Consider the following 13,644-nt stretch of genomic DNA (forward strand, 5'->3'; position numbering starts at 1 on the left):
CAATTATAAGAAATTATTCATAAAATGCTTTCAACAAAAAAAAGTGATCTTTTCCCAAAGGAAAAAGATCACTTTAATCATATATTTATTTTAGAGCTTGTGCTTTTAATGCTTCGGCTTTATCTGTAAACTCCCATGGAAGTTCAACATCAGTACGTCCAAAGTGACCATAAGCCGCAGTTTGCTTATAAATCGGACGACGAAGATCAAGCATTTTAATGATACCAGCCGGACGAAGGTCAAAGTTAGAACGAACAACTTCAACTAATACCTCTTCAGTCACTTTCCCTGTACCAAATGTGTCAATCGAAATCGAAACTGGTTGAGCCACACCGATCGCATAGGCAAGTTGAACTTCACAACGGTCAGCTAGGCCAGCTGCAACAATGTTTTTCGCAACATAACGAGCTGCATAAGCTGCAGAACGGTCAACTTTTGTAGGATCCTTACCTGAGAATGCACCGCCTCCGTGACGAGCATAACCACCATACGTATCAACGATAATCTTACGACCAGTTAAACCAGCATCTCCTTGAGGTCCCCCAATTACGAAACGACCTGTTGGATTAATAAAGTATTTCGTTTCTTCATCAATTAAGTGTGCTGGAACAACAGGCTTGATTACATACTCTTTTAAGTTACGTTGAATTTGCTCTAATGCAACCTCTGGGTGATGTTGAGTAGAGATAACAATTGTATCAATACGAACTGGTTGATTGTTTTCATCATACTCTACTGTTACTTGTGTTTTTCCATCTGGACGTAAGTAAGGTAGAATTTCTTCTTTACGTACCTCTGTTAAACGGCGAGCAAGTTTGTGAGCAAGTGAAATAGGTAATGGCATTAATTCTGGAGTTTCATTATTTGCGTACCCAAACATTAAACCTTGGTCACCAGCACCGATTGCATCGATCTCAGCATCGGACATCAATCCTTCACGAGCTTCAAGAGCTTGGTCAACACCTTGTGCAATATCAGGTGATTGCTCATCAATAGAAGTTAACACCGCACAAGTTTCAGAATCAAAACCATACTTCGCACGAGTGTAGCCAATCTCACGAACTGTTTCACGGACAATCTTTGGAATGTCAACATATGTAGACGTTGTGATTTCTCCAGCTACAAGTACTAATCCTGTTGTTACTGATGTTTCACATGCAACACGCGCATTAGGATCACTAGCTAAAATAGCATCAAGAATTGAGTCAGAGATTTGGTCACAAATTTTATCCGGATGACCTTCGGTAACTGATTCTGATGTGAATAAACGACGAGTTTTCTTTTCTGTCATAATAAATTGTACCTCCTTTATCCTCTATAGGATATGCTATCTTTTGATACGGTACTCATTTTCCCTATTGACTAATTAGTCAAACAGAATTTTAGTTTTTGAAAGAACAAATCATTTCGTTAGTAAACTTAGCTTAACCATTCAAAAAATGTTTACACTAAGAACTAGGCTAAAATCGTTCTATATAGCCCCATATGAAAAAAACCTTTTCCAAATCTAGAGGAAAAGGTTTTGATTATCCGCCTTTCGCCCTCTTATCGATCAAAGCCGTAGCCTTGCAGGTTAGCACCTTTTCACTAATATGATATGTAAACTGTAAGCTTACACTATAAGTGTTGGTTGCCGGGTTTCTTCGGGCCTGTCCCTCCACCGACTCGGGATAAGAGTATCCGTTCGGGACATATCATATCGCACTGGTTATTTAATGTCAACCGTTTTTAGAAAATTTGCCTGAATTTGTCGAATTTTCCCTAACAACAGAACTCCAAAAACCATACAGTTTTGAATGCTATCTATATACTGTTATAAATCATAACCTACAAAAATTGTCCTGAGAAAAACATCAATTAGTATAGACTATTCGTTTTAATGTGTTATACTAATCCATAACAAAGTACATTTTACTGCATATATTAGAAAAATAGATGATAAAAAAATTTTATGTAGGAAGGGTTTTGGTGCGAATGAGTACACTTAGCTATGAAACAGAACTAGATAAGCTTTTAAAAGGCAGTAATATTAGCCATGACTTACCCGTTTCTCAATTAGTAGAAAGAGCTCTTGAAAGAAAAGAAGGAATTCTAACATCTACTGGTGCCCTACGTGCAACTACTGGTAAATATACTGGTCGTTCACCACAGGATAAATATATCGTTGAAGAAACGTCTATTAAAGAGAAAATTAATTGGGGGTCTGTAAACCAACCAATTAGTAAAGAAGTCTTTGAAAACTTATATAAAAAGGTCCTTGCATACTTAGAAACTAAAGATGAGGTTTTTGTTTCTAAAAATTTTGCTGGAGCTGATATTGGTTATCGACTTCCGATCCGAGTAGTGAACGAGTATGCTTGGCATAATCTTTTTGCTCGTCAATTATTTATTCGTCCAAATGCAGAAGAGTTACTTACACATGAAGCTGAATTTACTGTAATCTCAGCTCCTGGTTTTAAAGCGGATCCAAATCTAGATGGTACGAAATCTGAGACATTTATTATTGTATCATTTGAAAAACGTACTGTCCTAATTGGAGGTACTGAATATGCAGGAGAAATTAAAAAATCAATCTTCTCAATTATGAATTATATATTACCTGAGCGAAATGTGCTATCTATGCACTGTTCAGCTAATGTTGGTGATGAAGGTGATGTTGCCTTATTCTTCGGGCTTTCTGGAACTGGAAAAACAACTTTATCTGCTGATCCAAGTCGTCACCTAATTGGAGACGATGAGCACGGCTGGTCGCACACGGGTGTCTTCAATATTGAAGGTGGTTGCTACGCAAAATGTATTAACCTTACTGAGGAAAAAGAGCCTGAAATCTTTAATGCAATTCGTTTTGGCTCTGTACTCGAGAACGTTATGTTAGATGAAAACCGAACACCAGACTACAACGATACAACTCTAACTGAAAATACTCGTGCTGCCTATCCAATTGAGTTGATACCAAACTGTGTCATTCCAAGTGTTGCAGGTCATCCGAACACGATTATTTTCTTAACTGCAGACGCATTTGGAGTATTACCTCCAATAAGCAAGTTAACGAAAGAACAGGCAATGTATCACTTCCTGTCTGGGTATACGAGTAAATTAGCGGGAACAGAGCGTGGAGTAACAAGCCCAGAAGCAACATTCTCAACATGTTTTGGAGCACCATTCTTACCACTACCTGCGTACCGATATGCAGAGATGCTAGGGGAAAAAATCAATCAACATGATGTTCAAGTTTTTCTAGTTAACACGGGCTGGTCTGGTGGCCAATATGGCGTCGGCAAACGTATGAATTTAACTTATACTCGCGCGATGGTTCAGGCAGCTTTACTAGGAGAACTTCATTCAGTGGAAACAGTCGTTGATTCAATTTTTGGCTTACACATTCCTACAAGATGCCCTGGAGTACCAGATGAAGTACTTCAACCAAAAGAAACATGGGAAGATAAAGAAGCATATGATAATAAAGCTAAAGAACTTGCGTCGAAGTTCCAAGAAAACTTCATGAAGTTTGATAAGGTTTCTGATATCATTCGTAATGCAGGGCCAAAATTCTAATTATAGTTTAAACGCTTAGTTATGAACTGCACCCCCATTGTTAGACACAACTAACAATTGGAGGTGCAGTTCATTAATTCTAAGCGTTTTTTTATTTCTCTATAAATCTAGAACCTTCCTCTGAAGCCCAAATTTTTTATGGAACTTACACACACATCTAGGCGAATGAACATAGACTATCACATCACAAGATTATCTATTCGTTTTATCAGGAGGAGTTTACATGAAAGGTTTTAGTAAGGTGATTTTTTTAAGTTTAATGACGTCTTTAGCTGCACTACTATTTGTTGGTTGTTCGTCCTCAAAAGAAACAGACACCATTCGAGTAGCTGAAGTTACAAGATCAATATTTTACGCACCACAATATGTAGCTATTTCGGAGGGCTTCTTTGAGGAAGAAGGCATCGAAATTGACTTAACTACTACATGGGGTGGAGACACGACTATGACTACCCTTTTGGCTAATGGTGCAGATGTGGCTCTAGTTGGAGCTGAAACCTCTATCTATGTATATGCACAAGGGGCAAATGACCCCCCTATTAACTTTGCAGCCTTAACACAAACAGATGGCACATTTCTAGTATCTAGAGAACCTATTGAAAATTTTGATTGGGATATGTTGAGAGGAAGTACGTTCCTTGGTCAAAGAAAAGGCGGTATGCCACAGATGGTTGGTGAGCATGTATTAAGAAAACATGGAATTAACCCTCAGAACGACTTAAATCTCATTCAAAATATCGATTTTGGAAATATCCCAAGTGCTTTTGCATCTGGAACTGGTCAGTTTGTCCAGTTGTTTGAGCCAACAGCAACACAATTTGAACTTGAAGGATTAGGCCACATCGTTGCTTCCTTTGGTGCTGAGTCTGGAACCGTCCCTTACACAGGCTTTATGGCAAAACAGAGTTATATTGAAAAAAATGGTGATGTGCTTGAGCGCTTTACAAGAGCCTTATATAAAGCTCAACAATGGGTTCAGTCTAGTTCAACAGAAGAGATTGCAAAATCTATTCAACCATTTTTTAGTGATACAGATATGGAAGTCATAAAAAGTGTTGTTGAAAATTATAAATCACAGGGTTCTTATGCCACTTCTCCTAGAATTAAAGAAGAGGCCTGGGAAAACCTTCATATCATTATGGATCAAGCTGGAGAATTGCCAATGCACGTTAATTATCAGGACTTAGTCAATACTGATATTGCAGATAAAGTAACGAAGTAAACATAGTTCAGAAGAGTGGTTAGTGTAAAATTTGATACGTTTTATACTAGCCTCCTCTTCACTCAGTCGAAAGGGGAGGTTTTTTGCAATGTCGATTGTCAGGATTAAAAATGTTAACAAAACATTTTTTTCACAAGAAGCTGCAACAACCGCCCTCAAAGATATTTCACTCTCTGTAGAACCAGGTGAATTCATCTCTTTAATCGGACCAAGCGGTTGTGGTAAAACAACGTTATTGTCTCTGATTGCAGGCTTGCTTCAACCTACGAACGGAGAGATTAATATTGAGGGGCAGCAAATCTTGCGACCATCACCGAAAACTGGATATATGTTGCAGCAAGATTATTTATTCCCTTGGTTAACCATTGAACAAAACATTACTATTGGTTTAAAAACAATGAAGAAATATAATGATAACTCTAAAAATTTTGCGTTATCATTACTAGAAAAGATGGGGCTTTTAGATAAGAAAAATGATTATCCTAGTCAGTTATCCGGGGGAATGCGCCAACGTGTTGCCCTAGTTCGAATATTAGCCACTGAACCTAAACTTTTATTATTAGATGAACCATTTTCTGCCTTAGACTATCAAACAAAATTAAAGCTTGAAGATCTAGTCTCATATACAATTAAAGAACAAGAAAAAACAGCTATATTAGTTACCCATGATATTGGCGAAGCAATTGCCATGTCAGATCGAATTGTGCTGTTATCATCACGCCCAGGAAAAATATCCAATACGTTTGTTGTTCCCGAGACATTAAGACTCTTATCACCTTTTCAAGCTAGAAACCATCAGGATTATAACAAGCTCTTTCAACGAATATGGAAGGAGTTGGAGAGTCTTGAAGAACAACATCTCTAGTCTACACGAACAGTATAAATACAAAAAACGGGTAGAAGGGGTTAAAATAAGGTTTACACAACTTACAATCCTTTTATTATTTTTCTTTACTTGGGAGCTTGCTGCTAGGATGCGTTGGGTTGATCCACTTCTATTTAGCATGCCATCGAGGGTATGGAACTTATTTCTCGAAAAAGTACAGGATGGGTCATTACTCATCCATACATCAGTTACCCTTTTTGAAACGATTGCTGGGTTTATACTGGGAACTGTTATTGGAACACTTATTGCCGCAACTCTATGGTGGTCACCATTTTTATCAAGAGTTCTAGACCCCTATTTAGTTGTTCTAAACTCCATGCCTAAGATTGCCCTAGGCCCAATTTTAATTGTTGGTCTTGGACCAGGCTATTTATCTATTATTGCAATGGGAGCATTAATCTCAGTAATAATCACGACACTCGTCGTCTACAATGCCTTTAAAGGAGTCGATGAGAATTACCTAAAGGTTGTCCAAACATTTGGTGCTACAAAGCAACAGTCTTTTAAATCAGTTATCTTACCTGCGACTGTACCGACAATTATTTCTACATTAAAGGTTAATGTAGGTCTCTCATGGGTAGGGGTTATTGTTGGAGAATTCTTAGTATCAAAGCAAGGTTTAGGCTATATGATTATTTATGGTTTCCAAGTCTTTAACTTTAACTTAGTAATCTTAAGCCTGTTAGTGATTGCAGTATTAGCAACATTAATGTATCAAGGCGTTGAGCTACTAGAACGAAAATTAACAAAACAAATGCTCAAATAAGATAGAACCGTACTAGAAAAATTCTAGTACGGTTCTTTTTAGCATCATTATAAAATGTCTAGCCTTACAATTAATGCTAATAAAAGTTGTAATAAAAGTTGAATGTTTAATGCAACTTGTGTGTCTGTTGTTGTAACGTTTACCCCTTGTGAATTATCAATGACAACCTTTTGAATAGATTCTTGTTTAATTTTTGTTGATTGTAATAGGTCTTGAGTAATTTTTTCTGCTTGTGAACTATCGGCAATTGATATCGTGATGATTAAGGCGATTGCCGCTTGTAATGATGCTTGTAATGATACCGCAGCTTTTGTATCTGTTGTACTTACCTTGACATCACAAGAGTTCATAATGTGAATTAACTCTTCTGAAATTTGAACTTCTTTATTCATTTGTTCTGCACTTTGTTCTATTCTGTCACTCATTTTTTTAATCTCCTCCTTACTCGTGATAATGTATCCTATGTAAAAGACTAGACTTTGTTCAGGACAAACAAACAGGGCATTTTGCTTAATTTCTATTTCAAAGACCTATAAATAAGAAAAAAACAGCCTATGACACATAGTAAGTGTCTAAAGGCTGTTCTTTTTTTCTGTTTCTAACCATTTTAAGCTAAACGTAAGAACTTCATCTTTCATAATAAAACTGTATTCCTTATCAGTTCTGATTTTTGGAGGTAATTCTTTCAATAAAATAGGACCTTCTGTTTCAAAGTAGTGATCCTTTATTTCAAGACCACTAATTAGAGCAAAATACACATTTTTTATAACAACTTCTTGTTTTCCTGTGACGCGGTATTGACCAATATAAGTTAAATTTTCGACTTTACCTCCGGTTTCTTCAGAAACTTCTCGCTTTGCTGCTTCTGGCGCCGTTTCTCCCTCTTCTACTTTTCCTCCTGGAAACTCGATACCCCGTTCTGCATGACGAGTTAATAACCATTTTCCCTCATACATACAAATAACCCAAACATGTCGAGGTTCTTTGGAAAAAGGATGGTCGTTATAGGAAAATTCAACTTTATTACGATAATAATCATAAAATGAATAAGAATTAGACAATTTGTTACTGACACTCCTTCTCCTTATTTTATCTATATTATACACGACATGTATAGGAAAGTCTGAATAACTAATCGTCCTCGGTAGGTTTAATAAATTTCATCGTAATAAAAACTGAAACGAGACTAACAAAGGTCACAACAGCAAATAACGTAAAGTGGGAAGCTTTCATTAATATAGCAACAACTGGTGGTCCTAGTGCGACACCAACAAACCTCATGCTACTATAAATTGACGTAATTGTACCTCTTTCTTCTTTAGCGATCCCTTCTGTGACAAGGGCATCCAAACTAGGTAGGGCAAAACCAATTCCAACTCCCGATGCAAACATAGCTGTTAACAAGACATAAATGTCTTTCGTAAACGCAACAGAAAAATTTGCAATAGTCAAAATGACTAACCCCACAACAGTTACAATCTTCATCTTCATCTTTTCTTTACCAATCGTTTTTCCTGTAACATAAGAAGACAAACATAAAGCTGCAAGTGGGATCGCTAATATAATTCCCTTTTTTATACCATCAATGTTATGCCTCTCTTCTAACATAGTTGATAAATAAAACAAGACACCAAAGAGAACGAACATACAGATACAACCAATGACGAACACAGAATAGAGCCAACGACCTTCATTTTTAAAAATATTTTTAATCGACCTTATAAATACATTAAGTTTTGGCGGTTTGCTTGACACTGGTGGGTTTTTCACTAAAAAAATCATCATGACAATTGACACCAAACAAAAAACAGGAAATGCAAAAAATGGCATGTACCAAACCACTGCAGCTAAGACTGCACCCAAAATCGGACTCAACACTTTTCCGAATGTATTTGACGTTTCAATAACACCTAATCCATTGCTGACATCTTTTTCATCGGTGAATATGTCTCCTACAAGTGGCATTACTATAGGGGCCGCACCAGCCGCACCAATTCCCTGTAATAATCGTCCAATAATAATAATTCCATAAGCATCATCTATTTGCCAAGACGCCCAGCCAGAAATAAGTCCACCAATAGCTGCAAGCGTCAAGCTTGGAATAATTATTAGCTTCCTTCCATACTGATCAGATAAATACCCGGCAATTGGTATTAAGATAATTGCAACAACAGAATAAACAGTAATAATCATACTAACCTGCAAGGAACTAATATTTAACTCTTTTTCAATCGTCGGAAGCACTGGAATTAACATAGAATTCCCTAGTGTCATAACTAAAGGAATAGATGCTAAAGAAACAAGATCCCACGTTTTTTTATCGTCCATAAAACCCCGCCTTCTTTAGAATGATCAATGCTCTTAGATTAGTATTTAAGAAACTGAAAAATCTATTCCAACGAAAGATTATTTCGAAAAACAAAATATTAGTGAATAATTTCTTTTACTATAGGACAGATTACCAAATGTCCATTTACTTTCGATTTACGCAAGTAATGGGTAAATGGAAAAAATTAAAAGGGTTTTTTAGGAGGAATTTTTTAATGCCACAAGGTAAAGTAAAATGGTTTAATGCAGAAAAAGGCTTTGGATTTATTGAAGTAGAAGGACAAGATGATGTATTTGTTCACTTTTCAGCTATTCAAGGTGAAGGTTTCAAATCACTTGACGAAGGTCAAGAAGTTAGCTTTGACGTTGAAACTGGCAACCGTGGTCCACAAGCTGTAAATGTTGTAAGAATATAACGTAAAAAATAGGCTGGAAAATACTCCAGCCTATCTTCTTTATATAGTTTAATCGGTCTTTTTAGCTTCTTCTGTCGGGTCTACTTGTTTCTCCACAGATTTTACAGGTTTCTTGTCGTCATCGTCAAAATCGCTTGTTAACTCCCGTGTTGACTTTTTGAACTCCCTTAACGTCTGACCTACCGCTCTACCCATTTCAGGTAACTTTTTCGGACCAAATATAATTAAAGCGATAACTAAAATTAAGATTAACCCTGGAATTCCGATATTTCCTAACATACTTTTCTCCCCCTAATTAAGGTTATTTATTTTAAAAAATTGATGACTGATTACGGACTACTTTATAACCGCCCAACTGTTCGACCATTCTTGAAAACTCATCAGATTGGATCACATCAAGGAATAGCGTGCCGCCTTCACTATCAAAGAAGCTCTTTGTCATAACTAGATCATAGCTTTCATCAGCAACAGGGATAAAGTCAAGTCCCATCGTTGAGGCTGCAGAGTATACTCCTAAACCTACACTATTTTCCTTTTCCTTCACTTCAGCAGCTACACTTAAGTGAGAAAACATTTCTCTTTCATAGCCTTGTATTTGCTCTGATGTAAGCGAGTGTTTTTTCAACAGTGAGTCAAACAAAATTCTCGTACCTGCTCCTCTTTGACGATTTACGTATGCTCCACCTTTTTCTACGATATCTTCAAGAGTTTTGATACCGAGTGGATTACCCTTTGGTACGATCCACCCCTGCTCTCTTTTCAAGAATGGTATAACTACAACATCTTCACCAGCTAAGTACTTTTCTACATAAGGAAGGTTATAAGTGTCAGTCTCCGGATCTAGCAAGTGAATACCTGTTACATGGGCTTCTCCTTTTCGAATTGCCATAATTCCGGCTAAACTACCGACATGAGATGAGATGACTTGCCTATTAACATCTTTTTTCTTAAGTAATGAGGAAACAATATCAATCGATAAATCGTGACTACCTGTAAATAACACACCTTTTCGAATTGCCTCTATGGGTTTATATAGCTCAATTTCAACGGTTTCACCTTGTTCAAAACCTTGACTTTCAGGGGGAACCACTAAAATACCGTCTGCTCGTACCATTGACATCGTAACTCCAGCTGCTCTGGTTAAAGGATTTGCAATATACTCACCATTAACAAATCCTACATTTAGTCTAACAAAGTCTTCAGCACCCATATTAGAAACAACTCGTCTTCCTAAACGAACATGTAATGTTTCACGTTTTGGTTCTTGAATGCCTTGATAGTGATACACTAGTGGTCGCAAGAACCATTCTAAAGCTAAATAAGCAGATACTGGATAACCAGGGACACCAATAATAGGCTTTCCTTTTACTTCTCCTAAGATCACAGGTTTACCTGGACGTGTAGCAATACCGTGGGTATACACTTGGCCTAATTCACTAATCACATGGACAGTATAGTCTTTTGAACCAGCAGACGACCCAGCATTTATGATAATCATATCTGCCTCATCTGCTGCATTTTCAATTGCTTTACGAATGTGTTCAGGGTTATCAACAACGATATCATAGAGGAGGGGATCTCCCCCCCACTCTTGAACAAAGCTAGAAAAAACTGTACCGTTAAATTCAACAATGTCACCAGGCTTCATTGGTGAACCAGGCTGAACCAGCTCGTTGCCTGTTGGTAAAATCGCAACTTTCGGTTTTTTTACTACAGGAAGTTCTAAAACACCTCCAGCTAATAACGCCCCTAGATCAACAGGTCTTAACGTATGTCCTTGTGGTAAAATCATTTCTCCACAAACAACATCTTCACCTACAGGACGAATGTTTTGCCAAGGTGTTGCTGGAGCAATGATCTCGATCGTCTCCTCATCCACTTCTTGTAAATCCTCAACCATAATGACAGCGTTAAATTCACTTGGAACTGGGTTTCCTGTATCAACATAAATAAATTGCTGGTTTTTCTTCAAGTGAAGTGGACGTTGTTCATGTGCTTCATAGGTTTCATCGGCTCGAACAGCTATTCCATCCATTGCCGAGGCATGGTAATGAGGCATTGAAAGGCTAGCAAAGATTGGAAGTGCCGTCACCCTTCCTAATCCATTTCTAGTAGGAACAGTTTCTATTTCTGGTAGTAAGTTTGCTTTTTGAATTAGTTCATCTTTGGCTTGTTGTCTAGGTTTATCTTGTAAATATACTTTACGATTAAATTCTTTGCTCACGAAACCGTCCTCCTAACGTAGCAATATTGCAGGTACAAAATCGCCTTGTCTTGCACCTTCAAATTCAGATTTTATTTCTACCACGGCATCACTCTGTACTAGTGTTGAAATGAGTCCTGATTTACCAATAATCGGCTCAGCCCACCATTCTCCCTCTTGTTCAATTAACTTCACGCGAATATAATCTGTTCTTCCCATAGAAGAGTGGATATTTTTCGTTAACCTTACTTGAACTCGATCTAACCTATTACCACTTATCTCTCCACTAAGTTTTTTTATGATTTCCCCCCCAAACAACGAGAAAATAATCATTGCTGATGCAGGATGTCCTGGTAGACCGATCACTGGCTTATCGCCTGCCATTGCTAGTATCGTCGGTTTTCCCGGTTTAATGGAAATGCCATGAATGTAAACACCTGGTTCACCTAATGACTCAATCACTTGAGTCGTATAATCTTTTGCTCCGACAGAGCTTCCCCCTGATAACACTAAACAATCAACTTCTTTAAACAATTCTTCTGCACGCTGTTGATACTCAGTGTAGTCATCCGATACAATTCCAGCATAAATGGCTTTTGCTCCCCATTCTTGTACTAGACTTGTAATCGTTAACGCGTTGATATCACGTACTTGCCCAATTTGAATTTGCTCTGTTTCATAGGGGACAATTTCATCACCACTAGATAGGTATCCTATTGTCAGCTGTTTAAAAACTGCCACTTGAGTTTTACCAATCGCAGCAATTGCACCAAGTTCTTGCGGTCTGAGCTTCGTACCTTTCGTAATAAGCACGTCACCTTCTTTTACATCTTCACCAATTTGAATAACGTTCTCTCCTGGTGCTACTTGTTTATACGTATTGAGTAGTCCAGACAGGTCTTCACAATGTTCAATCATGATAACGCTATCACTATTTGGCGGCATCATACCACCAGTAGGAATATAAATTGCCTCTCCATGGCTAAGTGGGGTTGTGGCTTCTTCACCCATTTTTACACTACCAACTACGTTAAGAAACCCTGGCATGGTTTCTGATGAACCAAAGGTTTCTTTTGCCTTTACAGCATATCCGTCAACTGTTGATCTTGGAAAACTAGGAACAGATTCAGTAGCAATAATATCTTCTGCTAATATACGATGAAGCGATTGATCAAGAGGAATTTCCTCCACTACTTTAATTGATTGGACTATATCTTCAATAAGTGCAAATGTTTCTTCAACCGTCTTAACCTTAAAAAATTGCATCAAGTATCATCCTCCCTCTTTCTTCTTTGAGAGATGCTATTTTTCTAATTTTTATCACTTATCTTCATAATTCGAAGGATGATTCATATTATAGAAAACTTGGGGAAGAATATCAATTTCTCTGTTTACAGATCAAATTTCCTCGATTGCTAGCTTTTCACTTTGTCCTCATCTTTCGTCACTCCGAAACCATTCTCCTGAGCTACAAAGTCTAGATGAATACTAGTTAAATCTAACAGAAATGCAGATTGTTTCTTTAATAATTTTCTTGTATCTATAATCTTGCTATATCCATTACACTTGTCACAGACTTCTATTCTTGAACTATTATCGTTTTCAATATTGTAATAGCTAATAAGTTTGTGGTCCTCATTCCCACAAAAAGAACAATGAATCCGTTTTTGATTCCATTTCGCTTCACAGCGTGGACAAACAATCATTTTTATGCCCTTACCTTCAAGTACTGCAACCCGAATTGGTTCACCACAGCACGGACAACTTCCGCTGGTTCTTAGGTTTGGTAATTCACTACTATAAGCACTTGATACCATTCGCAGATACGGTCGAATGCTATGTTCCGCTAAAAAATATGGGAGCCACTCTGGCAATCCTTCTTTTTCGGCAAACGCTTGAAAGTAAAGTTGGTTAAAACTAAGCACTTCTTCAGACCATATTTTCACTAACTCACAATCTAGTTTCTCCTTTAACAGTTCCACACAGTTTGTTAGTTTATCATCTTTTTCCACTAGAAAACTTGCCAGTTGAATTATCCATTGTTGGTATTGATCGAAATCAATGTTAAGTGATGTTTGTGCAATAACTGGAACTTCTTTATGATGTAAAGATTGTTTTGTTACTACCATATCTTTATCTAGTTGTTTTTCCCATTCTAGTTGTTTGTTAGAGATGGCTGTTTGTAAATCTAAATATTCAGGAGAGATTACTGTTTGTTTCATTATCTTTCACCTCAAGTTAGTATTGTAATTATGGATATTGAATGTT

At 37.3% G+C, this 13,644-nt stretch carries 13 protein-coding genes and 1 riboswitch; of the genes, 5 read left to right on the forward strand and 8 right to left on the reverse strand.

All coding sequences use genetic code 11. The features are described 5' to 3' along the window. Positions 1-85: 85 nt before the first annotated feature. Positions 86-1,291, reverse strand: a complete 1,206-nt coding sequence (gene metK / locus DS745_RS20235) for a methionine adenosyltransferase (protein ID WP_129080017.1) — start codon at positions 1,289-1,291, stop codon at positions 86-88. Positions 1,292-1,542: 251 nt separating this feature from the next. Beyond that, a riboswitch (SAM riboswitch) is annotated at positions 1,543-1,677 on the reverse strand. Between the two features lie 297 nt (positions 1,678-1,974). Between metK and pckA the strand changes: the two genes are divergently transcribed. The 4 genes from pckA (at position 1,975) to DS745_RS20255 (ending at position 6,429) form a co-directional block, all read left to right on the forward strand. After that, positions 1,975-3,555 (forward strand): phosphoenolpyruvate carboxykinase (ATP), encoded by a 1,581-nt coding sequence (pckA, locus tag DS745_RS20240; protein ID WP_129080116.1) that lies wholly within the window; start codon positions 1,975-1,977, stop codon positions 3,553-3,555. Between the two features lie 223 nt (positions 3,556-3,778). After that, on the forward strand, positions 3,779-4,777 hold the full coding sequence (locus DS745_RS20245) for an ABC transporter substrate-binding protein (protein ID WP_129080018.1): 999 nt from the start codon (positions 3,779-3,781) through the stop codon (positions 4,775-4,777). A gap of 88 nt (positions 4,778-4,865) precedes the next feature. Then, complete coding sequence (locus DS745_RS20250) at positions 4,866-5,642, forward strand: ABC transporter ATP-binding protein (protein WP_129080019.1); 777 nt, start codon at positions 4,866-4,868, stop codon at positions 5,640-5,642. Then, a complete protein-coding gene (locus DS745_RS20255) occupies positions 5,623-6,429 on the forward strand; it encodes an ABC transporter permease (protein WP_129080020.1) in 807 nt (268 codons plus the stop codon). Before DS745_RS20250 ends, DS745_RS20255 begins: the two co-directional genes overlap by 20 nt. 47 nt (positions 6,430-6,476) lie before the next feature. Here the strand turns inward: DS745_RS20255 and DS745_RS20260 are convergent, their stop codons facing one another. The 3 genes from DS745_RS20260 to DS745_RS20270 form a co-directional block, all read right to left on the reverse strand. Beyond that, the gene (locus DS745_RS20260) at positions 6,477-6,854 is read right to left on the reverse strand and encodes a spore coat protein (RefSeq protein ID WP_129080021.1); all 378 of its coding nucleotides are present in this window, start codon (positions 6,852-6,854) and stop codon (positions 6,477-6,479) included. Positions 6,855-7,001: 147 nt separating this feature from the next. Further along, the gene (gene ytkD / locus DS745_RS20265) at positions 7,002-7,490 is read right to left on the reverse strand and encodes an RNA deprotection pyrophosphohydrolase (RefSeq protein ID WP_129080022.1); all 489 of its coding nucleotides are present in this window, start codon (positions 7,488-7,490) and stop codon (positions 7,002-7,004) included. A gap of 70 nt (positions 7,491-7,560) precedes the next feature. Continuing rightward, positions 7,561-8,757: a bacillibactin exporter BcbE gene (locus DS745_RS20270; protein WP_129080023.1), complete on the reverse strand. Its 1,197-nt coding sequence runs from the start codon at positions 8,755-8,757 to the stop codon at positions 7,561-7,563. A 215-nt stretch (positions 8,758-8,972) separates the two neighbouring features. On the opposite strand from DS745_RS20270, the gene DS745_RS20275 reads away from it, so the two are divergent. Next, entirely contained in the window at positions 8,973-9,173 is a 201-nt protein-coding gene (locus DS745_RS20275; RefSeq protein WP_129080024.1) for a cold-shock protein, read from the forward strand. Between the two features lie 48 nt (positions 9,174-9,221). On the opposite strand, the gene DS745_RS20280 is transcribed toward DS745_RS20275, so the two are convergent. The 4 genes from DS745_RS20280 to DS745_RS20295 all read right to left on the reverse strand — a co-directional run bounded on the left by DS745_RS20280 (position 9,222) and on the right by DS745_RS20295 (position 13,598). Continuing rightward, entirely contained in the window at positions 9,222-9,452 is a 231-nt protein-coding gene (locus tag DS745_RS20280; RefSeq protein ID WP_129080025.1) for a twin-arginine translocase TatA/TatE family subunit, read from the reverse strand. A gap of 31 nt (positions 9,453-9,483) precedes the next feature. Then, a complete protein-coding gene (locus DS745_RS20285) occupies positions 9,484-11,397 on the reverse strand; it encodes a molybdopterin biosynthesis protein (RefSeq protein WP_129080026.1) in 1,914 nt (637 codons plus the stop codon). 12 nt (positions 11,398-11,409) lie between these two features. Next, positions 11,410-12,642, reverse strand: coding sequence for a molybdopterin molybdotransferase MoeA (locus DS745_RS20290; RefSeq protein WP_129080117.1), 1,233 nt, complete (start codon positions 12,640-12,642; stop codon positions 11,410-11,412). A 149-nt stretch (positions 12,643-12,791) separates the two neighbouring features. Beyond that, positions 12,792-13,598: a formate dehydrogenase accessory protein FdhE gene (locus DS745_RS20295; RefSeq protein ID WP_129080027.1), complete on the reverse strand. Its 807-nt coding sequence runs from the start codon at positions 13,596-13,598 to the stop codon at positions 12,792-12,794. Positions 13,599-13,644: the final 46 nt, after the last annotated feature.

Source organism: Anaerobacillus alkaliphilus (genome assembly GCF_004116265.1).
In the GTDB taxonomy this organism is placed as follows: domain Bacteria; phylum Bacillota; class Bacilli; order Bacillales; family Anaerobacillaceae; genus Anaerobacillus; species Anaerobacillus alkaliphilus.